This window comes from Pseudoalteromonas rubra (assembly GCF_000967655.1).
Classification (GTDB): Bacteria; Pseudomonadota; Gammaproteobacteria; order Enterobacterales; family Alteromonadaceae; genus Pseudoalteromonas; species Pseudoalteromonas rubra_A.
Window position 1 is genome coordinate 105,509 of sequence record NZ_JXYA01000009.1, and the last position, 26,806, is coordinate 132,314.

Below are 26,806 nucleotides of genomic sequence, written 5' to 3' on the forward strand. Positions count from 1 at the left end.
AAAGATACATCAATCATAAACACTGTATATATTTTCAACACTAGCATACTCATTAAGTTGGCATCTAATCTCATTATGAAAAGAAGAAACGATCAAAACATCGTAACGTTCATTTCTCATAAATACGGAATCCGGATCATTGACTAGCCAACCGAACCAATTTTTCCCAACTTTGTTACTATCATTATCGCACAAATAGCTTACATTGACTCCTTCCAAATCAATCAAAAACTTCATAGTTCGAAGCGACTCGGATGCACCAAACAATACAACTTTATTATTTGACTCAACAAGCTTTTTATAATAAGCAGGCATTTCACGCGCTATAATATCTTTTGATTTTCTATGGTGCTCAAAATACTTTTGTGTTGTATTTACAAAATCAGCAACGCACCTCTCTGATTCTATTTCTAATTCTTCAATCAATGCTTCTAGCTTGCTCTCAGTGTTCAGTGCATACAAAATTTGTTCTTCACTATTTCCATAAGCTACGCCATACCTCAATTTTTCTACGGGTTGCCAGTCATGTTCATCAAGACCATCTTCAGGTACAATTATCGGTATACACCCACACAAAGCAGCAAAAGAAGAATAGGCGGAGTAGAGATCATAGCAATAAAAATACTTTTTACTATTAAATACATCTGCTATTTCACTGTGAGATTTTCCATCTAATAGAACTGAATCAGATATATCATGCACAAGTTTTCTTCCTTTTCCTTTGCGCATCATGTAGCAAGTCCCTTTCCTATCATTTTTATTTTTATTTTTATATAAGCCACTCAAAAAATACGCTACGTAAAGTCTATGATTTGCCACATACTTGCTATGATTGAAAATTTCCTGAAAGTAGAAATAAAGTTCATTTTCTCCATATTTTACATTATTCGTGAAGAACCCGGGCTTATTCAAATACCACCGCACTACGTTAGGGCAGTTAATTGGATTTCCACTAACAACATCCATATATACAACGATAAATTCATCGAGATTTTTCGTATATATTTCCGGCGTATTAAAATCTTTATTTTTGAGAAAACCTGATTTTCCATCGTGCCATAAAAAGGCTTGCTCTCCACCTTCATTTAGTAAGTGACAAAGTCTATGCATCGATATTGCACCACCTACGTTTTCATCATAATTTGGTGCAAATATTATGTACTTCTTCTTCATTCAACTATCCAACACTCTTGCATAAAGAACAGCCTCTGCCCCAGTATCAGTATAATAATCAAAATACAGCTCGTAGCCACAATCAAGGCTGTTTATAAAATCGGGAATGCTAACCAAGTCATCATCTTTATGATAGACGCAAATAGCCAACTTAGGCTTATATTTTAAGATTGTTTCTCTTGCCCCTTTAAGTGCGTTTAATTCCGCTCCCTCGATGTCCATTTTTATAAAGTCTACCCGACTCCCGTTTTGACGTATAAAATCATCAATCGTTATCGTTTTAACTATATCTCCACCTTTTAATGAACACTCTTGAACGGATGTTGCGTTGCCGTTTTCCGAAAAGTTCAAATCTATATTACTTTTATCCCATAACGCACGCTCTACCAACTCTATACTATTTTTTAAATCGCCATTCTGAGTCATTACTTCATTAAATTTTATAATGTTATCTCTTGTAAATTCAAATGAATAGACAGTTTTAGCGCCTAGTGCTGCAAAATAAAGCGCAGTATCTCCATTCGCCGCACCACAATCCAAAACGATATCATCGCATTCAACAACTACTTTGTCTTGATAAGCATACTGTTGAAGCTTGAAATTAATCACAAAACCTATCGGCTCAAGAGGTAAGTAAATATTTCTGCCATTTACGGAAACCTTTTGATATCGCCCCTGCTCTCTATCCGCCAGGAATTCACTTTCGTAAACATCAAAGCTCTCCATATCGAAAGGCAACCGCGCACCATATCTCCTGACATAGTTGAAAGACACATAATTTACATACCTATCGCCACTAGCATCATCTCCCATTTTTTCATACGCTCGTTCAAAGCTCTGTATGTTGTTTACATAGTAATTTCCCTGATCGAGCATAAGTATAGATGGGTCATACCTAGATAGGTATCCTCTTGATAAATAACTAAAAACAAGCGTAAGCTTTCTCATAAAAACTTGAAAGCAGTGAATTAATTTTACTCTCGGACCAACACCATGTCTGAATTTACTAACGCTTGCCTCGTCAAATTTTTGGCTCGAGAGCCTATTTATTTCTTTTATAAGTTTTAGATAGAAGTCAGACATAATTATCTCCGAGGGAGTTGTGAAACGGCCGTCATACAATTCCTAAAAATATTGTAACTAGCCGTGTGAACTGGGTTAATTTTATACACTATAAAGAGCCGTCCCCTAATTTAGGATGGCAGAGCAAATACGTGATTGGCTATCACTCACAAGCGAAGTAACGTTAACAAACACCTATATTCTGGTAATGATTGAAAACCGAATTCGCGCCTTGACACCTGTATTTTAAGCACTAACTCTATTCTATGTTATCATTTACAACAATATTCGGGAAAATAGTGTACGCTAACAGCGGTGAACACCACTGAAATAGTGTATCAGCCAGAGTAAACCAAGCAAAAAGCAAGCCAGAAATTGCTGGTTCAAAATTTGCACGCTTAGTTCCAAAATCACTTAAGGAATTTTTTATGTCATTTTGTCAAAATTGGGATCTACTTTACCGCAATAGCCAGCATTTATCTGTGTGGCCCTGGAGCGAAGTCGTCAGCGGTGCACTACGTAATACCCGTCTGCGCGACGGCGATCCATCGTTCACCATATTGGAAGTGGGCTGTGGGGCGGGTGCGAATTTCCCCTTTTTCTTGAGTTATTGTCCAAACGTCTATGGCATTGATGGTAGTGATTTTATTATCGGTGAACTGAAGAATCGATTCACTGATATTGCCGATAACTTACATGTGGGCGACTTTACACAGCCCTGGCCCTTTGAGACACAATTCGATTTAATCGTCGATCGGGGCGCATCCGTACACAATCCAGCCAGTAGCATTCAGCGCTACCTGGATCAGGCATACGACCAGCTTAAGCCGGGCGGTGTAATTCTGATCACAGACTGGTTTAGCACCGAGCACTCTGATTACGCAAAAGCACCGGAGTCAGTCGATCAATACACCAAAACAGGCTACACCTGGGGCCCGTTTGCAGACGTCGGTAACGTAAACTTCTTTGATGCTGATCTTATCCACCAACTGGTATCAAAATTTGAGATAGTTTCACTGAGCCATTCTCAGTCCAGTGAATATGGTAGTGACGGCGTCCATGCGGCGTGGAGTATGGTACTGAAAAAGCCAGCCCATGAAGAATAAGTTTAGCCTTGAACGCTGTGAGCTGGACCCGAACTGGGACAGCTTCATTGCCACATCTCCCCATGGTAGTCCGTTTATTCATAGCCAGTTTATTGCGCTGCTGGGTGTGAAGTATCACGCCTATTATTGCTGTAAAGGCAAAGAAAAAATAGCCGCTGTGCTATTGATCGTAGATGAAAGCGAAACTCAGGTCATTGGCCACCATGATGTGATCCATGACGGCATAGCGCATCGCAATATCAGTCACCTTAATCGTGCCCAGGGCCATTCCGAGTTATTTGCCGCGCAAGAATATATTGCCGAGTATCTCGCAGAGCACTACTCTCAGGTGCAACTCAAATTGCACCCGGCCATTAAAGATATTCGTGCTTTTTTGTGGGTCAATTATCATAACGATGGACCCAAGTATGCCGTGACCCCGCGCTATACCTCCATACTCGAGCTGGACGAGTTTGCCGCACCACGGGATACGCTAGAAGGCTCCGACAACTATAACAACAGCTCGGTGTCGAGGCGTCAGGAGATCCGCTACGGTATTAAAAAAGAAGTGACCCTGAGTGACTCAACAGACTTCGCTTTATTCGCCAAGTACTATGGAATGACCATGGCTCGCCAGGGGATTGAAATTAGCACAGCGCAGCTGGATGCGCTTGCATTCAGGGTCAAGAACCTGGCACAGCAGGGGCTGCTCTGTATGTATCAGGCACAGACTCGTGAGCATGAAATTGGCAGTTTCGCGACTTACTTACTCCATCGGAACACGGCTTATTATTTTTACGGCGCAAACCACCCTGACATGCGTGACAGCCATACTGGTACAGCTGTGCTCTGGCAGGCTTTCCCATTGCTCGCACAAAAAGGCATATCACAGTTAGATTTAGAGGGGATTAACAGCCCTCAGAGAGGCTGGTTCAAACTGAGTTTTGGCGGCAATGTAGAGCCATATTTTCATGTTCGGTTGGCAAAAACCGACGCTTAACTCGCGTCGGTTGCCTGCATAATGGACTCGTAGGCCTCGATCAGCACCTCAGCCTGACGCCAGCACTTTCCGCTGAATCGACCAGATACCACGACATTGTCAACACAGTTTGACAATGTCTCATAGTTTTGCTGATTAACAGCCTGAAACTCTGTGGTGGGTACCGGAAACGTGTTGTTAATCACCTGAGTCTGCCCACTGACACACTTTGCCTGTGGGTCAACTACCCCCATCGACACAAGCTGCTGGATGATCTCAGACTGGGTAAAGGAGTCAACTTCATCAGGACTGCACAAGATCTCTGCAGATAAGTGATTATGGTTACTCTGCCCGGTTAGATTTGGATACAAGGTCAGGCGAAATATCGCACTACTCGGATCCCAGACCCAAAGATAATGGGACTTGTTATCAAGCAAGGGTCTGTCAAAGTTAAGATGAAAAATAAGCGCTGTGCGCAAGGTTACCAGGCCTCTTGCCGGCGTCAGGCCCATCGCGGCTAAGGCAATAAAAGGCGGTGCACTCCAGAAAAGAAAATCGCAGTCAAGTACGCGTTCACTGTTAGCCAAAACCAGACTAGTCACTTTTTTATCATGATGTGCAATGTTTGCCACCCGCTCTGAGGTGATAATTTCAATCCCGGCGCGCTCAACACGCTTTTGCAGTTGAGTTACCCAATAGCCAATGCCCTCTCCCGTCGTTGGGTAGTAGTAAGTCACCTCGCTGAGGTTATCCTGTACTTTGCGCTGCTGAAAATCGGCTTCCCGCTGATAACCCAGCTTAGCATCAAAGGCCGGAAGCTGCTTAAGGGTGGCTGTTACATCAGCGGGCAATGCCAGAATACGGGTAAAACCAAATAATCCCGCAGCCATAGTCAATGACTTCAGCGGCGCATCCTGCCCATATAACTTACGTAATATTGGCACCACGATACTTTCTGTGAAGACGACACCTAAAGAATTGGTACAGTAGTCATAGATTAAATTAGACTCAGGTAGATCAGTATGATTGATGAGTTCACCACAGCCCTGCTGATAAATGTCTTGTGGTAACTTAGAAGCGTCCGGAAATGGGCTGTTCAAGTCCCAGCTGCCGCCAAAATAGTTACCTGAGCATAGCCTGGCAATTTTATGCCAACTGCTTGTATCCGTATCTGCGAATAATATCTCGTCTAACTCTGCCATACCGGTGGCGTTGGGAATATGTGAACCCATATCATAAGCAGCACCTGAGCTGTCTTTGACAGAGCAAAACAAGCCACCAACCGTATCGGCTTGCTCGATCAACACCACATTAGTAAAGCGTTGCTTTAACAGCAAAGCCGCCACCATGCCACAAATGCCGCCGCCAACAACAACCGCCTGAGTATTCGCCATAACTACGCCTCCAACTGACTCTTTGGAGGGAGCATTTTCAACAACGCATGTGCCTCCAGCTTATTGATTGCACCTGCAAATTCCGTGACAGATTGATTGTACTTTTCTGCAATGTCTATAGTGTCATGCTCCCCATCACTGTAACAGAGCAACATCTTGATATGATTGAGCTCGTCTAGCTGGCGGGTCCGCTCTTCACTGAAAAAACTGAGTGTTGGATATAACCCCCGGTTGCCCAGGTTAGGTTCACCATAAGGATGGGTATTTTCAAACCGAGCGCTTTGTTCAAATGCCAAAAAGATTTTTTCGAGCTTATCAATGCTATCCAGTAGTGGTTTGATGCCCATATAGTCTTTGTTATCGAGTGATGTGTGATATTCCTTGTAGCCAGTATGAAAACTGCGGCTTACACAGCATACGGGGAATTGGAAGCCAGGCGCATTGTACTGGCGCTCATCAGAACCACCGAGCGGACTAAATGGAATATTGCTATGACTATGACCTTGCTCACTCAGGTGATACAAGAGTTTATCAAGTAACCCGTTGTCATTGCGGCTGTGTTTAAACACCAGTTCCTGGGGGTCTCCCCCTAAGCAGTTAAGTACCAACCCAGATACCAGGTGCTGGCGAAAATGATCCTGCAGCAGGTGCAGTACCCCAAGACTCCCGATGGTCTCAGGGTGCAGCATAAAACGGTATGTGTAGCGGCGGTTCGGCCACTGTTTAATCCTGTGATACAAACCCAGTAACACCAGTGGCCCACTGAGTTCATTGTTGGCCATTGAAGGGTGACACAAATAAGAACTGAGCAGGACCTCCTGCTTTGACTGACCGTCAAGTACCGCTTGCGCAATATCCAGGTGCCCATCAACAAAGCGGCTCTTAATCACAGCGCGATATTGGCCAGGCTTAAGCTGTTCACGACGCGAATGACTCATGCAAAAACCCCAGCGCTTTTTATAATAGCTGGTCACATAAGGTACTGCCTCAGGCAGCTCTGGTAAACTGTACAAATGCGCTTGTAACTCTTCCAAAGACAGAGTTATGTCCACAGGCTCAGAGTAATTCACGACTTCGAGGTTGAGTCTGTGCATATCCGCCACTCGCTCACCATCAGGTCCTAACAGATACGCTTCATCGCAGTGCCATTCCTGTGGAACCTGCCAGTCGAACAGAGCGGTCCCCGAAGGAATAGACAGCCGCTCCAATGGCAGATAACGCGCAAAAATATCATAACTTTGTCTCAGCCCTGGGCCTGTGATCGACCTCAAGATGGGAAACAACTCATCATAAAGGTCACTGTAAAAGGCTTCTGTTTCTTGATATGGCACTACTACTACTCCCGTCCCAGATCACACTTCTCAGTGTAATGCTCACAAAAATGTGCATAAATTTCTTTGATATAGCTCATCCACAGCTGATTTAAACGCTGGTACTGCTCAAGACAAAATGCTTCATCTTCATAGGTATACAAAAGTGTAATCAAAGGACAGTGATAATACAGCAATGACCCCTTAAGCACATGGAACAAATGCCCCCATTTGGAGTCACGATACGCGAATACATAGCGAGCCTGACGCCTGAGTTGATCAGCCGCTTCCTGACGGGTTTGTACTGGCTCAGACGCAATGCTACAAATGTGTTCAACCAGCTCTTTCAGACCATTCAGCGCAATCACTTCCTCGCTGACGTCATCCAGAGGAAACACATTGAAGCACTCAGATTTGATAGCTTCAACCGTGGCCTGAATATCAAATGCTTCTTCGATATCAAGCAAGTCTTCTGCTTTTACAGGCAGTGCCTTGGCTATTTGCGCACCACTACCGATATTCAGGCACGTATCTACGTCATAGTATCTGAGTAGTTTTTCAAGCTGAGCATGGGCTATCATAAACAAGTCATTGGATACCACAATCCCACCGAAATTAGCCGGTAGTGTATGTCCTTTTATCTCCAGATGACCGAACCCCAAGGATTCATCATCCTCGTTTCGGGCCCGATAAATACTGTCTTTACTATGGTGTGCCCCTCTTGGGTCTTTACCATTATCCACCCCGAACAAGTATACATTGCGAAAACCAAGGTAGAGCGCAAATGACAGCGCCGTATTCGCAACTACCGGGTTACTGTATGGGATTTTGGGCAAGGTTTGTGACATATAGCGCAGCGCCAGCAAGTCCATCATGGAAGTCCCTGCTTCGGCTCCTTTTGCCGCAATACCCGCCCATTTATATCTATGATTAGTATCCGGATAAAGTGTACTTAGACCAATCAAATTGGTGTTCTGGTACACTTCTGGCGGCACAATATCACCAAAAATCTTATAATTAGAATAAGGCCTTTCCACCAGCGCATGGAAGTCGACAGGTATCCCTTTGTTATGCAAGGTTGCAATGGAAGTACCCGCTGCAATCACGATGGCGTTTTTATGATTGCGCTTTATGAATGCTTCCGCTTCGTCTAAGGAGGGGCCATTGCCAATGATAAAAACAGGCGTGTCTTTGTTAATATTTGACGCGCTTCTCGTCAACCAGGCCGCTTTATTTCTGACATGATGAATACTGTGTGCCAAACCGGTCACGGCATCATTATAAAAGCCATGCCCAAACTGGAATCTGAAGTAGTCTTTTGCCCACTGCTGGATCAAAGTATTTAGCTGTGCACCGGGAGTATGCTGATAGCAAAAACTGCGCACCAGCGCAAAGGCGCCTACATCTTCGGCGACCTTTTCTATATCCTGAATAAATAGGCTGTGGTCTACGCCCAAATGAAAGAATAAACACCCGCCCTGCTCGTCTATATCAGCAATAATTTGAAACCAGTCAGTACAAAACAGACTGGCAAAAAACTGTTCAAAATCAGGTTCAATCAAGAAAATGTAATCGAACTGAGTGCGCTCCAGTAACAAAGGAATGTGGTAGCCCAGACCTATGCCAAAAATCACGGCGCTTGGAAAATGTTCAGGTATTTTACTGAGCGGCGCCTGCCCCTGATCGCGGATATCGATCATCAGGTTTGTCAGCTCAGTCATATAGCGCACATGCAAGCGCTCGTCTTCCTGGTTTTGGCCATACCCCGTATAATCGGTCAGGCTCATAACGGGCTTACTGAGTTGTCGCTCCACCTGCTCTGTGGTTTGCTCTATAGGCGACTGTGAATAAATGGGCGCACTGCTGCCTTTAGGAACAAAATTACCATGACCAGATGAGGTCACATGGAGGCAAAACTCCTCGCGAACGTCGTAGTTACTGATTGCCTTAGCAATGTCTGGATAGTATTGCTCGAAACTTTGCAGGTTTTTGCTGAAGCGCTCATTGGCCTCATGGGCGAATTTCGCCTCCCGAGCCTGGTGCGCAGTTGTTTCCGAGAGTTTCTCGCTAAGAGACTCTAGTTGTTGTGATATCGGATCTTTGTTCATACATCAGCCAATGTCGTATTATGTGTTTTTATACGCTTTGATCTTTTTTTGATTGCCAACAAATTGCGAAAGCTCTTTTGCCACTGACACTTTGCTTTGTTGTAATGCGCCGGAGAGCGTTTGGATATGATTAAATAGAGAGATTGCAGCCTGCTGAGTGGCTTGTGACTCAGCGAGCATTTCTTGCGTTAATGTCGCACGGAGCTGTTCATCAAAGTGCTTAAAGAGACGCTGTGCCTCCTCAAGCTCGCCTGCCTGGCAAGCCGCATCTACTGCTTCTAAAGATGCTTCTATTTCAGTAAAGCTAACCGACATTGGCATCAGCGCCATTGTCATTCAACGTCTGCTGTCGCACGTCGACAGGGATTGCATCCCAGGCTGACTTAATTTCCTTTAACAGGTTTGACACTTCATCGACGATTGCCGGATCGTTTTGCAGACTGGCATCCAGTAATCTGTCAATCATATAAGAATACAAAGCATATAAATTCTCGGTGACTTCTCCACCCACTTCAAAATCCAAACAACCTCGAAGTGCCTCTAAAATCGCAGAGGCTTTTGAAATATGTTCTGCTTTTGCCTCAAGGTGGCGCTTTTCAATCGATACTTTAGCAAGTACCATTTTCTCCACTGCGCCAGCCATTAGCATTTGAATAATTTCGTAACGATCAGCACCGGCTACACGTGTTTTCAGTGCTTCTTTTTGATAATTTTTAACTCTTGCGTTGTACATAATGGCTCCTTACTTAGACTTGGTGAACCCTGGCAAATTCGCGAGCTGAGCGCCGAGATAAGACTGAGTTTGCTGCATCTGGGCGATTAACACATCCAACCCAGCGTACTGCTTTCTTAGCCTTTCTTCTAAAGACGCCATTCTATATTCGTGATTTTCAACATCGTCTTCTAAATCACTGATCCGGCTGTTCAGGCCATCTTCCCGGTCTTTAATCAAACCGCTCGAGCTTGCATAATTGTCAAGCAACGTTTCAAGTTGCTTGGCGACTCCATTCTCTCCTGCAAACGCTGTGCCAATATCATCATAATTACTGTCCATCGCGTCATTCAGACTGCGCACCAAAGACGATTTTTCAAGATAACCGTCATTATCCACTCCCAAACCAATATCAAAGATGGTTTCAAATGGACCTGCATCTGTCAGTGTCGTTGACAGTGTAGTGATGAGCTGGTCACTCAGAGTACGCATGGACGAGTCACCATTTAAGGGTTTGCCTATCCGCGTCTGAAAACCTATGTTGCCAATCAGATTATTATAGTTCGAGATAAACTCATCTATGAGCGTGTTGACCGACTCTCTGTCATAGTCCACATTCAAGCTGGCAGTATCATAACCATCGGTATCGTTTCCTGCGCTCTTGGCCAGTGCCTTGATGGTCATGTCTTGTACCGCATCTTTAAAGGTATTGGTGTCGCTCTGTACTTCGAGGCCATCCACGGTGATGATAGCGTTACGTGCATCTTCTGTGGGGTCAATGGTCATCCCGCCGGTAGTACCGATTGACACGGCATCCAGCTCAGCATTGTCATTGGTCACAGTTAAACGGTTACCGTCGCCGGTCACATTGGAGGTTAATACCAATTTTGAGCCCGCTGTAGTCCCTGTGTTTACAATGTTGGCAGTTACACCAAAGTTTGAATCTGACGCATTGATAGCATCCCTGAGCTCACCTAACGTCATCCCTGCTGTTACGTCAAGGGTGAAGTTGTTGTCAGTGCCCGCACCGAACGTTAAGGTGCCACCCGTGGCACTCACGACATCGTCTATAGACGCAAAGGCGTTGTCGGCAGACACAGCTCGGCTGCCCTGCGCCAATTGTTTGACAGCAATGTCGAAGTTACCGACAGAGATGTCCGACGTCGGCGTCACGCTAATGATATCACCTGACGAAGGTTGTGTAATGTTGGCAACCCGTTTACCAAAGTTATCCGGATCAGCCAGCTTTTTAACTGTGTCGTTTAATTTGGAGATAGCAGATTTAACCTCGCCCAAGGCAGAGAGTTCTACTTTCAAAGACTCTTCTTTTTTGACGAAGGCCTGCATCTTGGGAATATTTTCGGCATCTATCGATGCTTTAATAATACTCTCCAAGTCCAGACCCGAGCCGACGCCTGCAGACGTAATAAGTGGCATTTGCTACCTCCAATTCACTTTCATTTATGCTGTCCTGTCAAACAGCAAACCTTTTCCTGATACTTTATCGGCAAATTCTTCCAAAGCCTTAGCAACTTCACGAAATTCCTCTGACGGGATCTCCCGGATCACTTCATCGCTGCCCTTGTCAATGACTCTAATAAAAGGCGGATTGCCTTTATCATCAAACTCAAACGACAAATTGGTTGCGGTGACCGGTATAAAGTCATTCAGCTTCGCCAGATCAGATTTAACCTGGGCGAACAATTTTTCCTGCGCATCAGGGTCAGCTTCTTCCTTTTGCTTGTCCTGAGCTCGAACTGCAGGGTTATCAACCAACTTGGTTAATTTCTCTACAGCCCGTAACGTCTCTGCGTTTTCCTCAGGCTTAATTTGACCAGGAGTGAGCACCGCATTATTTGAGCCAAGCCCTAATGTTGCCTGAATCTCTTTCACAATACACCTCCAATCATTAGTCTAACTGTAAGTATACGCCAAGTTTCGCGATTTCTCATGCAAACTTGACGTTACACTATTATTAGCCTAAGAGCGACAGGGCGACCTGAGGACGCTGATTAGCCTGACTCAGGATTGAACTACTTGCCTGTTGCAGGATCTGCATCTTAGTCAAACTGGCTGTTTCAGCTGCGAAGTCAGTATCCTGGATACGAGAACGTGCAGCTGTCAGGTTTTCCGCAACATTTGACTGGTTACGAATCGTTGACTGGAACCGGTTTTGTACCGCACCCAGCTCCGCACGCTTCTTATCCACAACCGCAATAAGTTGGTCCATACCGGCAAGTACCGCTTGCGCATTGGCTTGTGAAGAAACCGAGATACCTGCTTCAGTGAATACGTTTGAGAACACTTTAGCGTCAGCTTCTGTGCCTATCGTGGTACTAATGGTTTCTGTGGTGGTACTTAGCGCAACCCCGGTTACCCCACTGGCGATACCCGCAATACCTGACAACGTAAAGCCACCGTTGGCCTGCAGGTCGTTGGTTGTAGCGGCAACGTTTTGCATACTAAAGCCGATGGTTTGTACTGCATCCGCACCAACCTGGAAGTTTGCATCATATGTGCCGTCAAGCAGGTTTTGACCACCAAAGGTGGTGTCAGCTGCAACCCGGTTTACTTCCTCAGAAAGTGAGCGAATTTCTTCTTGCAGTGCCAGTCTGTCTTCATCGGTGTTTGAACCGTTAGACGCCTGTTGAGCCAGTGTTCTGATCCGTTGGAACATTTGAGTGGTTTCGTCTAGCGCCCCTTCAGCAGTTTGCGCCAGCGAGATACCGTCGTTCGCGTTTCGGATACCCTGATTCAGACCGTTGATTTGACCGTTTAGACGGTTGGTGATTTGCATACCTGCAGCATCGTCTTTTGCACTGTTAATGCGCAAACCCGACGACAAGCGTTGGAAAGATGTATCTAACGCACCTGAGGATTTGTTTAATTGCCGCTGTGCGTTCAATGAACTCACATTGGTGTTTACATATAAAGCCATAATAGCCTCCGCTTTATCAATATAACTCGCTGAGACGGGATACCCCTACCCTGCCAGCAGCGATGATTTAGAGTCCTAGATTGATAGTTCTCTAAATCCGATATCGACTGATAAAGCGAAAGCTTTAGCCTTATTTGCAAATTATTTTAATTTTTTTGTGTTATTAACCCTGTAGCAGACTCAGTGCGGCCTGTGGACGCTGATTTGCCTGGCCAAGAATGGTCTGGCTAGCCTGTTGTAGGATCTGGTTTTTAGTCAGTTTAGCGGTTTCCATCGCAAAGTCCGCATCTTTGATCCGAGATTTTGCTGCTGACAGATTTTCTGAAACGTTCGCCTGGTTTCGAATCGTCGACTGGAATCGGTTTTGTACCGCACCCAGCTCAGCACGCTTTTTATCGACCACTGCAATCAAAGCATCCATTCCCGCCATGACTGCCTGTGCATTGGCCTGTGACGACACAGAAATGCCTGCGGCAGTAAATACGTTAGAGAACACTTTGGCATCCGCTTCAGTACCAATGTTTGTACTGATGGTTGCTGTTGTCGCACTCAGAGCGGCACCCGATACCCCACTGGCAACCCCTGCCACACCTGAAAGGGTGAAACCACCATTATCAGCCATAGAGTTAGTGGTGGCACCTACATACTGCATACTAAAGCCAATGGTCTGAACAGCATCTGCACCCACCTGGAAGTTAGCTGAATAAGAGCCATCCAAAAGGTTTTGACCACCAAACGTGGTATCGCTGGCAACCCGGTTTACTTCTGCCGCCAGCTGGCGAATTTCTTCCTGAATTGCCAGTCGGTCTTCATCGGTGTTTGAGCCGTTGGCAGCTTGCTGTGACAAAGTTCGGATACGCTGGAACATGGAGGTAATTTCATCCATCGCACCTTCTGCCGTCTGAGCAAGAGAAATACCGTCGTTGGCATTTCGGTTACCCTGGTTAAGACCTAAGATCTGCGACTGTAGTCGGTCCGAGATTTGCAGACCTGCAGCATCATCTGCCGCACTGTTGATCCGTAGACCTGAAGACAAGCGTTTGAAGGACGTATCCAGCTCAACACCGGAGTTTTGTAGTTGTCGTTGCGCATTAATGGAACTGACATTGGTATTTACAAATAAAGCCATGATTCACTCTCTCTATACAAATGCTCAGCATTGAGCTGTTCATTGGCGTACAAGGAGGCAATTGTTATCACTGGCCGGGGCTCAGTGAAGGGGCAATCCAATGCCGCTTGTACAAACTTAATTTCTTCTGGAGTGAATAAAGCAAGGCGCGTGCCAACAAATTTTGACAAGAGAGATATTGTGTCTTGGGATCGGAATATCTTGGCCTGAACTATACTAGCTATATAGCCGCTGTTGGCGTGATACGACTAAACGGCGCCTTTTCGGGATATTAAAAGGTCTATATCGCGGGCCAGTCAGTGCTTGCCAATAAAAGTATAAATAAAAAGAGGCCCGGAAGCCTCTTTTTTTGAAGTTTGAGAGTGGGTGTCAATATTTTTTCATAATATTGGCACGGAAAGTGCTAATATTAACGTGTTCATTGTTTTGATGAACTGAATTGGATTTAAGCTCCTCCGCTTTATCATCCAATTAGGTGCCCTGGCTAATACCCCATCAAGTCCGGGCACCTGTTTTCCTACCTATCTTATCCTAGTAGACTTAGTGCAGCCTGTGGACGCTGGTTAGCCTGACTCAGGATTGTCTGGCTCGCCTGTTGTAGGATCTGCATTTTAGTCAAGCTTGCAGTTTCCTGAGCGAAGTCAGTATCTTTGATACGTGATTTCGCAGCTGACAGGTTCTCAGAGATGTTCGACTGGTTACGAATCGTAGACTGGAAGCGGTTTTGTACCGCACCAAGCTCTGCACGTTTCTTGTCAACTACTGCAATCAGGTTATCCATACCAGCCAATACTGCCTGCGCGTTTGCCTGAGATGATACTGAAATACCTGTTTCAGTGAATACGTTAGAGAATACCTTCGCATCCGCTTCAGTACCGATGTTTGTACTGATGGTTTCAGTGGTGGTACTCAGAGCAACACCTGTTACGCCACTGGCGATACCTGCGATACCTGACAGCGTGAAACCGCCATTTGCCTGCATGTCATTGGTAGTACCGGCAACATTTTGCATGCTGAAACCGATGGTTTGTACTGCATCAGCACCAACCTGGAAGTTTGCAGAGTAAGAACCATCCAGTAGGTTTTGACCACCAAAGGTTGTATCTGCTGCAACCCGGTTCACCTCTGAAGACAGTGAGCGGATCTCTTCCTGGATTGCCAAACGGTCTTCATCTGTGTTTGAACCGTTTGATGCTTGTTGTGCCAGAGTACGAATACGCTGGAACATTGAGGTAACTTCGTCCATCGCGCCTTCAGCTGTCTGAGCTAGCGAAATACCGTCGTTGGCGTTACGGTTACCTTGGTTTAAACCGTTGATTTGTGAAGTCAAACGGTCTGAAATTTGTAGACCTGCTGCATCGTCAGCAGCGCTGTTGATACGGAAGCCCGATGATAAACGCTTGAAGGAAACATCAAGCGAGTTGCCTGAATTGTTTAATTGTCTTTGAGCATTCAATGAACTTACGTTAGTATTTACATAAAGTGCCATGGTGATTCTCCCACTATAATCTGAGTGCTTACTCTTCGAGTGCTTACTCTGTAAGTGCCCACTCTCAAACTTCTAAAACTTACTCTCATAGCCTTCAAGGTTTGTTTTCACTCTCCGGCTTGGTTACTTAAGTTATCGGGCGGCAGAATAAATTCTTTAGGAAAATTTATAAAAAAATAATAAACAGCTGATTTTAAGGGAAATTTAGTTGCTAAAGCGACTTATAGTAGGAAAGAAATTGCCGCTTACGGTTCTGAGGATAAATCTCAAGCCCAATAGTAAAAGGCATATAAGTTATAGGGTTAGAATGTAAACTGATTAAAAGAAGAAAGAAAAGTGAGCTTTCGAGGTATACCTCGAAAGCCACTAAAATGTAGAACTACCTGATATAGTCGAGCAAAGACAGATTGGAAAGTCGGCCAAAGGTGGCCTGAGATGCCTGCAAGGCGGTTTCATGCTTAGTGAGTTCAGTGATGGCTTCTGCCATATCCAGTTCAACCAGCTCGGCTTTTGCAATCTTATTGTTAATGTCTAAGTCTGCGTTGGCATCCGTTATACGTGTTGCTGTGTTTAGTCTGCCGCCAAGACCCGACTGTATCTGCGAAACCCGATTTTTCGCGTTATCTATCCCTATCATAGAATCAGCCAGCACCTGACGGTAATCCTTTTCACTGAGCGTCGGGTCATTTAATGCAGCGACCAGGTCATCCAGCATATTTAATACATTGTCTTTTTCCGGCGCTTCGAGATCAAAATCAATCTGCGCTGGGGCACTACCGGTAAAGCTGAACTCCATGCCTGCTACTTCAATGTGGTTTTCTTCATAGCTTCCGGTTGCCAAAACTGTTGCACCTTGCTGCAAAGTGTAGGTATTAGGCGTACCTGCCGTCAGCACCAGACTAAACGTATTTGAGCCCGCAGGCGCAGTTGGATCCGGGTTGTAGTTCGCTTTATGAAACTCATCAAAAGGACCTTGTTTGGTGACATACACATCGGAGCTCACGACACTACCAGAAACAGTTGCTGTGTTGGAAGCCACATTCAGGCGCGTATTGACGCTCTCAAACACATCAAACCCGTTGTCGCTGGACTTAATTTCAACCCCTTCAGCAACCTTGATCTTATGCTGGCCCTGATCGCCATTATACTGATAACGTTGCTGCGTACTGTTGTACGAGTAAGCTTCAGTATTGTCCTGATAGCCGGAGAATATGTACCGACCATCTTCTGTCTTGGCATTCATCAAATCGTGAACCGCCGTTTTTATCGCGCTGAGCTCTTCTGAAAGTGATGCCCGGTCTACATCGACCAAGGAGCCATTACCTGCCTGAACAGTCAGGGTCAAAGCCCGCGTTAACGAGTCTTTGATATTATCCAGTACCCCTTCTTGGGTATCCAACCGACCTTTCAGCATGGTCAGGTTTTTTGTGTACTGCTCATTAGTCTGGATCCTGTCGGTGTACAATAAAGCCCGTGCCATCGCAGATGGATCATCGGATGCCGTCAATACACGCTTTTGGGTATTAACCTGCTGCATGGCTTTATTCACGTCTTGCTGACTGTCTAGTATCGAGTTCAGATTGTTCTGATACATCATATTTTGAGATAAACGCATAATTACCTCGCCGCACTTAATAAGGTGTCAAACACAGTTCTTGCCGCGCTCAGTACTTGCGCAGCCGCTGAGTAAGATTGTTGGAAACGCAACAAATTGGCCGCCTCTTCGTCCAGGTTTACCCCAGCCATTGACTCGTACCAGGCTTCGGATTGTGCTGCCAGCGCTTCATAAGCTGCCCCATTGGTTTTGGCCTGATTAGCCACCACCCCAATTTCCGTCACCAGACCTGCATAGGCTTCATTGAAGGTTTTTAAATTGTCTGCTGTTGCAGTTGTAACTACATTTTGTCGAACCATCTCCGAGCTTTGCAATTTACTCAGCTCCAGCCCATTGCGGTTATCATCGAAACCGCCCGTATTGAATTCAATGGTGTATGTATCACCGGTCGACGGGGTTCCTTCTATATTAAAGTCGAAGCCATAGCTGGCATACGCTCCCCCCGCCTGCGCAAGGATATTTTCTGCCGGCGGCGTAATGGTAAATGTATTGGTGCCATTACCATCCATAATCTGATATTCATTGGCGTTTGCCGTTTTAGTCAGTGTGATGGTGCCATTGGTGAGACTCGGTGGTGCCGCTGTAAAATTGCTCGAAGCTGGGTCTGTATTTGTAACAGAGCCGACTGAAATGGTCGCCGTGCTAACATTATTGGCCGCTGTCTCAGTCCTGATAGGTGAGGCCAAAGCCAGGCTCTCAGGGCGATCTGTAGCCAGCTGTAGATTACCTGCAGTCCCTGAGTTGAGCTTAACCAAGAAACTATCCCCGACATTGGCAGTGCCCGTCAGGTTCATTTGTAAACCGAACATATCCACGCCTGGCGCAACAGAATTTGAATCGATCACACCCGCATTAACCGTTGCCGTCACAGGCGACCCCAGAACATTGCCTTTGCTGTCGACAGCTGCAATTTCAACCGTGTTTGCCGCGGTATAAGTCACTCTGAAATCGGTTGCGGGCACTTCTTTACCCTTTCCAGGTTCAACGGTCGCTGTTAACTGTGCCGTGCTGGTATTACTGGCATAGGGAAACCCACCCACAGTTGGCAGCGAAAAAATATCGCCACCCAGGTTACCGTCGAGATCCATGCCTAACTGGTTTTGCTGGTTAAAAGCATCGGCAAGCGATAGTCCGATTTGACCAAGTTGGGTTTGCGCCGGCACCAGGATGTCATCACGAAACGCCATCAGGCCGCCAATTTTTCCTCTCAGCGTTGTATGATCAACTTCGAGTGCCACCGCTGAGCCATCTTGGACATCAAGTGTCAGTGTTTTATGGTTAGGATCGGGATCTCCATCCATCGAAAAAAGACTAAAACTGCCATTTTCCATGACCAGAGACTGCCCGGAGCCGAGAAACACCAACTTTTCACCATTGCTGCCATCTAAGGTTTCTATGTCCACCAGCTCGGCAAGATCTCTAATGGCCTGATCGCGCTGGTTCAGCAATGAACTGCCACTGCCATCACTATTGTTGCCATTGAGCGCCGCAACCTGAGCGTTCATATCACTGATTTTTTGGATCAGGTTATTGGCTTCGTCTGAATAAATCGACAATTGTTCATTGACGATATTACTCTGGTCAAACACAATCCCAGACAAGCGATCCATCTGATCGATCAAGTTCTGCGCATCGGTCAAAAACAGCGAGCGCGCCACTGTTGAGGACGGTAAGTTCATTGCCTCCTGCATGTTGTTAAACAGGGAGTTGATGCTTTGGTTGAGGTTGTTTGACTCTTCACCAAACAAGGTATCTACCCGGGTGGCTTCCGTCACAAATTGATCGTAATAAGCCTGGCTCGAGAGATCCCGATTAAGTTGTTTCTGAGCAAACTCATTAAGCAAACGCACGGTTTCCCCACGACCAACCTGGTTGTTGATCATGGTGGTATGTTCAGTCCGTTCACGAACATAACCTTTGGTATTCAGGTTTGCGATGTTTTTACTGGTCGTTTGCAAAAGCTCAGAGCTGGCTCTGACCCCTGATGACCCGATATTCATTAAGTTAAATGACATCTTAGTTTACTCCCTGATGCACTGACGCTGACAACATGGACTGAAATTCTCCTCTGCCCAACACACGTTTAATTTTTTCTGCATAATCTGGATCAGTGGCGTAACCGGCCTGCTGCAGCGCATCCAGATATTGATCCGGATTGTCTGTCTTAGTTAAGGCCTCCTGATACCTGGGGTTGGTTTGCAGGAAATCGACATAATCATTGATGCTCTCTTTGAGCGAGTCATACGCTCTGAAGTTTGCTTGTTTTTTGACGGGCAGACCTTGCTCAAACTCGAGTGTCATTTTACTGGCGCTGTCGCCTTGCCAGCGCTTGTCTGCTTTTATGTTGAACAGATTGAAGCTGCTTTCACCGTCCTGACGCGCAATAATATGTTTACCCCAGCCCGTTTCCAGTGCCGCCTGTGCAACCATCACTGCAGGGTTCAGACCAATCTTGGCAGCCGCAGATTTAGCATGATCCCTGAGCTGACTAATGAAAGACTCAGGGTCTTCGAATCGCACGTCGTCGGACGCACTCTCTTTCACCTCAGGCTGCTTCTCGGCTTTGCGTTCTTTTTCGACGTTTGCTTGATTCGCTTCACCGTTGGCAATGCGATCACTTTGCAACTCGGCACCAGTGCGCAATACTGAGCTTGGCATATAGCCATCACGGTTAGGCGATAACTGCTGCACAATGAGATCAGCAAGGCCTAAGCTCCCCTCACTGGATAGTTGCATAGACATCTGCTGATCATGCATATCGCGGTAAAACTTGACGCTGCTGGAATTAAACGGGCTATCTTTGTCTTCCAGTACTTCATTCGCTTTACGCATACTGGATAACATCATCTGGGTGAAAATAGATTCGAACTGCTGAGCCGCCTTACGCAACGCTTCTTCAGAGGCATTGGCATCACCAGCACCTTTCAGCGCGTCTTGTCTTAACGAGTTCAAATCGGTTAAGTCATAGAAACTTTGGTTGCGAGTCGGATCAGTATTCATTGCTCAAAAACACATCAATATTCATAACTAATAACAATGCAATTATTGAGCCAAAAAAAAGCCCCATAAAATGGGGCTAACTAATTGATTATAAAAGAAGCGTTAAATGACGACTAATTGACCATGTATCGCGCCGGCTTCTTTTAGCGCTTCAAGGATAGCCATCAAGTCGCCAGGTGCAGCACCCACGGCATTGATAGCACGGACCAGATCATCCAAACTGGAGCCGGGGTCAAAAACGAACGCACGAGAGTCATCCTGGTTAACATCAACAATGCTCTGACGCGTTGCAACCGTCTCACCTTCTGATAAAGGCTGAGGCTGAGAAACATTCACTTGCTCGGCAATGGTGACGGTTAAGCCACCGTGGGTAATGGCCGCAGGTTGCAGTTTGACCTCTTTACCAATGACTATGGTGCCGGTGCGCGAATTCACGATGATCTTCGCGGAGGTATCTGCGGGTGTGAATTCCAGATTTTCCAGGGTCGATAAATAAGCAACACGCTGAGATGGATCTCGCGGAGCGATCACTCTTACCGACGCGGCGTCCATCGCCTGAGCACTTTGCGGCCCGACCAGGTCGTTGATGGTGTCAGCCAAACGCTTAGCCGTTGTAAAGTCGGGACGGTTCAGGTTGAACGTAATGTGATCTCCCTGTGTAAACGGGCTTCTGACTGCGCGCTCAACGGTGCCACCATTTGGAATACGCCCAACGGTTGGCGTGTTGATCACAACCCGGCTGCCGTCCAGCCCTTCAGCCCCTAAACCACCGACGATCATGCTACCCTGCGCGATTGCGTAAACATTACCATCGACCCCTTTCAGGAAGGTCTGCAATAAGGTGCCGCCACGCAAACTGCCTGCACTACCAATGGAAGACACGGTCACGTCAATTGTTTGACCAGGTTTTACAAACGCAGGCAACTCGGCATGAACGGCTACTGCTGCGACGTTTTTAATCTTTGGTTTGAGGTTTGCTGGCATGGTAATACCAAAGCTATTGAGCATGCCTTTGAAACTTTGTTCAGTAAAGCGGGTTTGCTCCCCCGTGCCGGGCAAGCCAACCACCAGACCATACCCGACCAGCTGGTTTGAACGCACGCCTTCAACCATAGTCACATCTTTGATCCGCTCTGCATGGGCAAACTGACAACCGACGAGCGCAATGGCCAGCACGAGCATGTTGAATACTTTCATAATCTGCTTCCTCAAAATGGCATGATGGCGCTCATAAAGAACTTCGTCAGCCAGCCTGCACTTTGAACTTCCTGAGTATCGCCTTTACCTGAGTACTGGATCCGCGCATTCGCAATACGGTTTGACTCCACCGTATTATCGGCATTCACATCTTGTGGCCTGACTAGACCTTCAAGACGGATAAACTCTTCACCTGTGTTCAGTGTCAGCCATTTTTCTCCCCGGATCACTAAGTTACCATTGGGTAAAACCCGCATGACATTGACAGAAATATTACCGATCAGGCTATTCGACTGGTTGGCCTGGGCATCTCCCTGAAAGGATGAATTAGACCCGGCGTCCAGCTGAATACTTTTGTTACCCCAGTTGACTGCCGCACCACCTAACCCAAGTATAGGATCGATTTCCACTTCGCTGTCTTTGTCCAGCTTGGAGTTTGCTGCTTTTGACGCCTGGGTCGACTCTCTCAGTACCACCGTAATAATATCTCCGGTGCGAAGCGCCTTTTTATCCGAATACAAGTCGTTGGCGTACGCATTGAATAACGAGCCGGTTGGCACAACCGGTGCCGCTTCCGCTTCCGGGTACATGGGCGCGTAGTAAGGATCGTCCCGCTTAACATCTTTATTTTGCGTTGTTGTACAACCACTCAGTGCTATACAGCCTGCCACTACCAGGCCAAGTGTACGTAACTTGTCCATACTACCCCCCATCATTTAAAGCTGTTGGTTAATGTAACTAAGCATCTCATCAACGGACTTAATCACTTTTGAGTTCATTTCGTAAACTCGCTGTGTTTCAATCAGGTTGACCAGCTCTTCTGTGACATTAACGTTCGATGTTTCCAGTGCGCCCTGAACAATTGAGCCAAGACCTTCGACGCCCGGGTTACCCTGTACTGGTGCACCACTCACGGCTGTTTCTGTGTAAAGGTTTTGACCGATTGGTTCCAGACCCGACGGGTTAATAAAATCGCTGATAACCAGCTGACCTATGACCGTATTAGCGGCTTCCCCCTGGATACTGACTGACACCTCGCCATCCTGAGAAATAGTAATGGAGTTGGCATTGTCCGGGACATTCATCTCAGGCTGCACCGGGAAGCCCGCGCCAGAGGTGACAATTCGGCCTTCTTCATCTGTTGTAAACTGGCCGTTGCGTGTGTAGGCGATGGTGCCATCGGGCATCTGGATTTCAAAAAAACCAGGCCCCTGAACCATCCAGTCCAGTGAGTTTTCTGTGCTCAGCATATTGCCTTGCGAGAAGTTTTTCTGGTTTGCGACCACTTTGGCACCCGCACCTAACATCAAGCCTGACGGTAGCTCTGTATCCTGAGAGGAGCGGCCACCTGGCTGATTGATATTCTGATAGAGTAAGTCTTCAAATATCGCGCGGCTTTTCTTATAGCCGACGGTGCTGGCATTCGCCAGGTTATTCGAAATCACCGAAATATCAGTTTGCTGGGCATCTAGGCCGGTTTTACTGATCCATAATGCTGGGTTCATAATCTATACCTCACTCTCTTAAACGATACGCAGGAGCGAAGTGTGTCGCTCATCAATTTCTTCAGCGGTTTTCATCAGTTTCATTTGCATTTCAAACTGACGCTGAAGGTTTACCATGTCTACCATTTCGTGAACCGGATTCACGTTGGACATTTCCAGATAGCCACTCATTACTTTGGCGGTTGGAGAAATTTCACAAAATCCACACACGCCATCTTCAAGCAGCTCTTCCTTTGGTCTGAACAAACCATCATTGCCTTTCTCAAGTTTGCTATTGTCTGCGTTAATAATCTTTAATCGGTCTACCACTTCCAAAAAGTTGGCTGGCGCACCCTGCGGGCGAACCTGAATAGAGCCATCGTCACTGAAGACCACCTTTTCTACCGGCAGCGGCAGTATAATGGGCCCACCTTCGCCAATTAATTGACGACCATGGCTAGTGACCAGTGCACCATCTGCGGTGATATTCAGTGTACCAACCTTGGTATAGGCTTCTTCGCCCGCTGCATCTACCACGCTTATCCAGGATTTTTCATCTACCGCAATATCCAGCTCCCGACCCGTTTCAGTAATGGCACCACTCGTCATCATGGTTCCCGGGCGCTCCTGCATCGCAAATACGCGGGTAGGCAGCCCTTCACCAAATGCCTGCATTGAGCGGGCCTGTGCAAAGTCGGCTTTAAAACCAGTAGTATTGGCGTTGGCCAGGTTATTTGCCTTCAGCCCGACACCAACCAGGTTTTGTTTGGCGCCTGACATGGCGACATACAGCATTTTATCCATGGGAACGACCTAAAATTGTTCAATCTATACTGAATAAAGCAATATAGATGCCAACATGATCGTCAAGAAAATGAAAAGGCCGCTTTGGAGCGGCCTTGTGAGGTAATGAAGGTGATTATCGGATCTGTAAGATGTTCTGCTGGAGTGTCGAGTTGACTTCCAGTGCCCGTGAGTTTGCCTGGAAGTTTCGCTGTGCACTGATCAGGTCCACTAGTTCATTTGTCAGGTTTACGTTCGACTGCTCCAGGGCAGATGAGTTGATGGTGCCCAGCGTACCTGAACCAGGTTCACCGGCAATCGGCTCACCCGATGTTAAACTCTTTTTCCATCCCGTGTTACCCACTTGCTGTAAACCTTGGGAGTTTGAGAAGCGGACCATCGCCACCTGTCCCAGATAAGTGGAGTCGCCGTTACTATAAGATGCAACAACTTTACCATCAGATCCAATATCAATACCTGCCAGTCTGCCCGTGGTAGCACCGTCTTGCTCAAGCGCTTTTACCTCAAAGCGGCTCGCGAACTGTGTCGGTGGCTTGGTGTTTGCTTCATCACGCCAGTTAAGGGCCACGTTATTCGGGAATGTCGCACCATTGGTCAATAATGTTGACAAACCAGCGCCAACACCCGCTGGGATATTAAACGCGTCAAATGTAGTGCCTGTTACTGGGTTCGCCGCGGCACCAGTCGTCGCTGGGTTACCGTTGGAGTCAAAACCAAACTCTGTAATAGGGCCTATAGGAGCGGCGTCAGTCCCGTTGATATTAAAAGGCTTTTTGTCTAACGTCGCATAAACTTGCCATTCGTTGGGATCAGTTGTCGGGTCCTTTTTCACGAAGAAAAGCTGCAGAATGTGTGGCTCACCCAAACTGTCATAAACCGTTGTAGAAGTAGAACTGTTGTAAGTTGCGCTTTCAGTATGGTCAAATGCCAGCGTTGGCGCAGTGGCTGTTGAATCCAGGTTAAATGACGAGTAGACATTGGTCGTTGCTCGCGGTGAACCGGACGCATCTGGAATTTGCAAAGCAGAGGAGGTACTCAAACTCACAGATGTAGTATCACCTGTACTTGGATCAACCGGAAACCCTTGTAGAAAGTTGCCCTGTGCATCAACAATAAAGTTGTCTTTGTTGAGTTTAAAGGCACCTGCACGAGAATAGGTGAAATCTTGCGCCCCCAGCTCTTCACTCATCGCAAAGTAACCTTCACCGGTTATCGCCAAATCCAATGAGTTCTGAGTAAAGTTCAAAGAACCCTGATGAAATTGCTGCGCAACCATAGTGGTTTGTGCACCATCACCATTTTTTGTTTTACCGGCGCTAAACACGGAAGATGCATACACAGATGCAAATTCAGCACGCGACTCTTTAAAGCCTGTCGTGTTCACGTTAGCAATGTTGTTAGCTGTGGTATCCAGGTCTTTCTGAGCCGCAGCTAAACCAGTTAATGCAATATTGAAACTCATACTCTCACCTCTTGCTATTAAGGTTAAATCTTTTTAATTAGGCTAATTCCGCGACGTCAGTAAGCCGCACGGCACCCGCTTTAGTGTTAATAACGATGCCGCTTGCACCATTGACATTGACGCTCTCTATGTTTCTGAAAGTCGCCGTTGGAAGGGCTGTAAACTGGCCATGAACTGACCCTTCAGCCTTTATCTTATAATCCCCGGGCGGAAGCATCTCGCCCTCTGTATTTTTGCCATCCCAATCAAAACGTACTGCGCCGGGGCTTTGATCTTTGAGATCAATCGTTCTTACCAGCTCGTTTTTATCATTGAGGATACTGACCGTCAGTTTCTCTACAGGTTCTGTGACAATGATTGAACCTCGCGATTGCATGTCAGGGCCATGCTCTATCGTGTCTGACTCGAGCAGGGCTTTCTTTCCGATTAGCGTCGATGCTTGCAATGCAGAATTAGAGGTCATTGATTCAGCCAATGATTCGAACTTTGAGTTTAGGTCCGAGATCCCCTCGGCCATTGTAAAGTTCGTCATTTGCGCAATCATCTGATCATTATCTGCCGGTTTGCTCGGATCCTGATAAGACAACTGCTGAGTCAATAACGCAAAGAAATCCTCTTGCTTCAACTCATCATTCTTTTCTGTCGGTACCTGCTTGTCAGGCCAACGCAATGAATCGACATAGGTCGAGGTTGCTGAATTGACTTCGTTACTCATTGGCTATACTCCCGCTTAGCGCTGGCCAAGTTGCAGGGTCTTGCTAAGCATCTGCTTAGCGGCATCCGCGACCTGAACATTCGTTTGGTACGAACGCGATGCAGAGATCATATTTGTCATCTCTTCAACCACATTCACATTCGGTTTATAGATGTACCCGTCTTTGTCAGCACTCGGATGGTTAGGGTTGTACTCAACCTGCAAAGGTTTATCACTTTCCACAATACCCAGTACTTTAACGCCCACCGACGACCCCATGGTGTTCGGTTGAGCCGCCGCAGCTTTACTTAATTCTGCAGCAAAGACTGGGTGCCTGGCTCTGTACACCTTGTCCTGACTAGAACTTACGCTGTTTGCATTTGAAATATTACTGGCGGTCGTATTCAAGCGAACGTTCTGGGCACTCATGCCCGAGCCCGCTATATCGAAAACATTATATAAACTCATAATTAGCTACCTTGACCACTTAGGGCTTTCTTAAGCCCTTTAAATTTACCAGATAAAAAATTCAAACTAGCTTGGTACTCTAGTGCATTTTGTACATACAAGTTTCGTTCCACTTGTATATCAACGGAGTTACCATCGCCAGTATCTGCTTGATTTGGAATACGATATTGTTCAATACCATTATTTAACTGAGTCCCACCGCTGAGGTGCTTCTCATTGGTTCTGACCATCTTATTGCCGCTTAGCTGTGCCGATTTTGCCGCTTTAAAAGCCTGACCAAAGTCGATATCCTTAGCTTTGTATCCAGGGGTATCAGCATTGGCTATGTTACTTGCCAAAATTTCAGCACGCTGAGAGCGGATCAGCATAGTGTGGGGGTGAACCCCCAATGCTTTATCAAAACTAATTGCCATAACCCGACTCCAAAAATTTGACTTGATGAGATAAAAGCAAGAATGAGGCCAATATTTAAGTGGCGGAAAATTGCCGCATCACGACGCAGCCGGTAACTTACGGAAGACGGGGTATCCATGAGCGAAGCGGGCCTGTCGAAGCGCTTCCAACTTCTAATTATTGCGTATGACTCCTTTAACCCAGTGATGCAATACTCATCAAGTCACTAGCCCAAAGCATCTAGCGATATTTGTTCGTGTAGAGTAATAACGGGTGATGCCAAATTGACTAAATTTATGATCTAATGTCA

At 46.3% G+C, this 26,806-nt stretch carries 25 protein-coding genes; 2 read left to right on the plus strand and 23 right to left on the minus strand.

Annotation, left to right across the window (positions count from 1 at the left end; genetic code table 11):
* Window positions 1–9 precede the first annotated feature (9 nt).
* Together TW77_RS05370 and TW77_RS24135 are read right to left on the minus strand one after the other, a co-directional pair.
* The gene (locus TW77_RS05370; RefSeq protein ID WP_046003936.1) at window positions 10–1,173 is read right to left on the minus strand and encodes a hypothetical protein; all 1,164 of its coding nucleotides are present in this window, start codon (window positions 1,171–1,173) and stop codon (window positions 10–12) included.
* Window positions 1,174–2,256, minus strand: coding sequence for an FkbM family methyltransferase (locus TW77_RS24135; RefSeq protein WP_052713046.1), 1,083 nt, complete (start codon window positions 2,254–2,256; stop codon window positions 1,174–1,176). It abuts the gene before it with no gap.
* Window positions 2,257–2,663: 407 nt separating this feature from the next.
* Between TW77_RS24135 and TW77_RS05380 the strand changes: the two genes are divergently transcribed.
* Both TW77_RS05380 and TW77_RS05385 read left to right on the plus strand, forming a co-directional pair.
* Window positions 2,664–3,341 carry a class I SAM-dependent methyltransferase gene (locus TW77_RS05380; RefSeq protein WP_046003937.1) on the plus strand — a complete coding sequence of 226 codons (678 nt, stop codon included), beginning with the start codon at window positions 2,664–2,666 and terminating at the stop codon, window positions 3,339–3,341.
* Window positions 3,331–4,320, plus strand: a complete 990-nt coding sequence (locus TW77_RS05385; protein ID WP_046003938.1) for a GNAT family N-acetyltransferase — start codon at window positions 3,331–3,333, stop codon at window positions 4,318–4,320. Before TW77_RS05380 ends, TW77_RS05385 begins: the two co-directional genes overlap by 11 nt.
* Here TW77_RS05385 and TW77_RS05390 read toward each other — a convergent pair.
* From TW77_RS05390 to flgB, 21 genes are all read right to left on the minus strand, one after another.
* Window positions 4,317–5,693 carry an NAD(P)-binding protein gene (locus TW77_RS05390; RefSeq protein WP_046003939.1) on the minus strand — a complete coding sequence of 459 codons (1,377 nt, stop codon included), beginning with the start codon at window positions 5,691–5,693 and terminating at the stop codon, window positions 4,317–4,319. The two genes, TW77_RS05385 and TW77_RS05390, sit on opposite strands and share 4 nt — an antisense overlap.
* Before the next feature lie 2 nt (window positions 5,694–5,695).
* Window positions 5,696–7,024 (minus strand): DUF4910 domain-containing protein, encoded by a 1,329-nt coding sequence (locus tag TW77_RS05395; RefSeq protein WP_046003940.1) that lies wholly within the window; start codon window positions 7,022–7,024, stop codon window positions 5,696–5,698.
* Window positions 7,025–7,029: 5 nt separating this feature from the next.
* Window positions 7,030–9,111: a motility associated factor glycosyltransferase family protein gene (locus TW77_RS05400; RefSeq protein WP_046003941.1), complete on the minus strand. Its 2,082-nt coding sequence runs from the start codon at window positions 9,109–9,111 to the stop codon at window positions 7,030–7,032.
* 18 nt (window positions 9,112–9,129) lie between these two features.
* On the minus strand, window positions 9,130–9,426 hold the full coding sequence (locus tag TW77_RS05405) for a hypothetical protein (protein WP_046003942.1): 297 nt from the start codon (window positions 9,424–9,426) through the stop codon (window positions 9,130–9,132).
* Window positions 9,416–9,844, minus strand: coding sequence for a flagellar export chaperone FliS (gene fliS, locus TW77_RS05410; protein ID WP_046003943.1), 429 nt, complete (start codon window positions 9,842–9,844; stop codon window positions 9,416–9,418). The genes TW77_RS05405 and fliS overlap by 11 nt, the downstream gene beginning before the upstream one ends.
* A gap of 9 nt (window positions 9,845–9,853) precedes the next feature.
* Window positions 9,854–11,260, minus strand: a complete 1,407-nt coding sequence (gene fliD / locus TW77_RS05415; protein WP_046003944.1) for a flagellar filament capping protein FliD — start codon at window positions 11,258–11,260, stop codon at window positions 9,854–9,856.
* 24 nt (window positions 11,261–11,284) lie between these two features.
* A complete protein-coding gene (locus tag TW77_RS05420) occupies window positions 11,285–11,716 on the minus strand; it encodes a flagellar protein FlaG (protein ID WP_046003945.1) in 432 nt (143 codons plus the stop codon).
* Between the two features lie 82 nt (window positions 11,717–11,798).
* Complete coding sequence (locus tag TW77_RS05425) at window positions 11,799–12,761, minus strand: flagellin (RefSeq protein ID WP_046003946.1); 963 nt, start codon at window positions 12,759–12,761, stop codon at window positions 11,799–11,801.
* Window positions 12,762–12,924: 163 nt separating this feature from the next.
* Window positions 12,925–13,890 (minus strand): flagellin, encoded by a 966-nt coding sequence (locus tag TW77_RS05430; protein WP_046003947.1) that lies wholly within the window; start codon window positions 13,888–13,890, stop codon window positions 12,925–12,927.
* Window positions 13,891–14,416: 526 nt separating this feature from the next.
* Window positions 14,417–15,379 carry a flagellin gene (locus tag TW77_RS05435; RefSeq protein ID WP_046003948.1) on the minus strand — a complete coding sequence of 321 codons (963 nt, stop codon included), beginning with the start codon at window positions 15,377–15,379 and terminating at the stop codon, window positions 14,417–14,419.
* 379 nt (window positions 15,380–15,758) lie between these two features.
* Entirely contained in the window at window positions 15,759–16,994 is a 1,236-nt protein-coding gene (flgL, locus tag TW77_RS05440) for a flagellar hook-associated protein FlgL (protein WP_046003949.1), read from the minus strand.
* 2 nt (window positions 16,995–16,996) lie between these two features.
* Window positions 16,997–19,009 carry a flagellar hook-associated protein FlgK gene (gene flgK / locus TW77_RS05445; protein ID WP_046003950.1) on the minus strand — a complete coding sequence of 671 codons (2,013 nt, stop codon included), beginning with the start codon at window positions 19,007–19,009 and terminating at the stop codon, window positions 16,997–16,999.
* Between the two features lies 1 nt (window position 19,010).
* Entirely contained in the window at window positions 19,011–19,994 is a 984-nt protein-coding gene (flgJ, locus tag TW77_RS05450; protein WP_046003951.1) for a flagellar assembly peptidoglycan hydrolase FlgJ, read from the minus strand.
* Between the two features lie 102 nt (window positions 19,995–20,096).
* A complete protein-coding gene (locus TW77_RS05455; RefSeq protein WP_428838740.1) occupies window positions 20,097–21,176 on the minus strand; it encodes a flagellar basal body P-ring protein FlgI in 1,080 nt (359 codons plus the stop codon).
* Between the two features lie 26 nt (window positions 21,177–21,202).
* Complete coding sequence (flgH, locus tag TW77_RS05460; protein WP_046003953.1) at window positions 21,203–21,892, minus strand: flagellar basal body L-ring protein FlgH; 690 nt, start codon at window positions 21,890–21,892, stop codon at window positions 21,203–21,205.
* Between the two features lie 15 nt (window positions 21,893–21,907).
* Window positions 21,908–22,696, minus strand: a complete 789-nt coding sequence (gene flgG, locus TW77_RS05465) for a flagellar basal-body rod protein FlgG (protein ID WP_010385605.1) — start codon at window positions 22,694–22,696, stop codon at window positions 21,908–21,910.
* A gap of 18 nt (window positions 22,697–22,714) precedes the next feature.
* On the minus strand, window positions 22,715–23,479 hold the full coding sequence (locus TW77_RS05470; protein ID WP_046003954.1) for a flagellar basal body rod protein FlgF: 765 nt from the start codon (window positions 23,477–23,479) through the stop codon (window positions 22,715–22,717).
* Window positions 23,480–23,594: 115 nt separating this feature from the next.
* Window positions 23,595–24,941, minus strand: a complete 1,347-nt coding sequence (gene flgE, locus TW77_RS05475; RefSeq protein ID WP_046003955.1) for a flagellar hook protein FlgE — start codon at window positions 24,939–24,941, stop codon at window positions 23,595–23,597.
* 37 nt (window positions 24,942–24,978) lie between these two features.
* Complete coding sequence (locus TW77_RS05480; protein ID WP_046003956.1) at window positions 24,979–25,656, minus strand: flagellar hook assembly protein FlgD; 678 nt, start codon at window positions 25,654–25,656, stop codon at window positions 24,979–24,981.
* A gap of 15 nt (window positions 25,657–25,671) precedes the next feature.
* Window positions 25,672–26,103, minus strand: coding sequence for a flagellar basal body rod protein FlgC (flgC, locus tag TW77_RS05485; RefSeq protein ID WP_046003957.1), 432 nt, complete (start codon window positions 26,101–26,103; stop codon window positions 25,672–25,674).
* A gap of 2 nt (window positions 26,104–26,105) precedes the next feature.
* On the minus strand, window positions 26,106–26,516 hold the full coding sequence (flgB, locus tag TW77_RS05490) for a flagellar basal body rod protein FlgB (RefSeq protein WP_046003958.1): 411 nt from the start codon (window positions 26,514–26,516) through the stop codon (window positions 26,106–26,108).
* Between the last annotated feature and the right edge of the window lie 290 nt (window positions 26,517–26,806).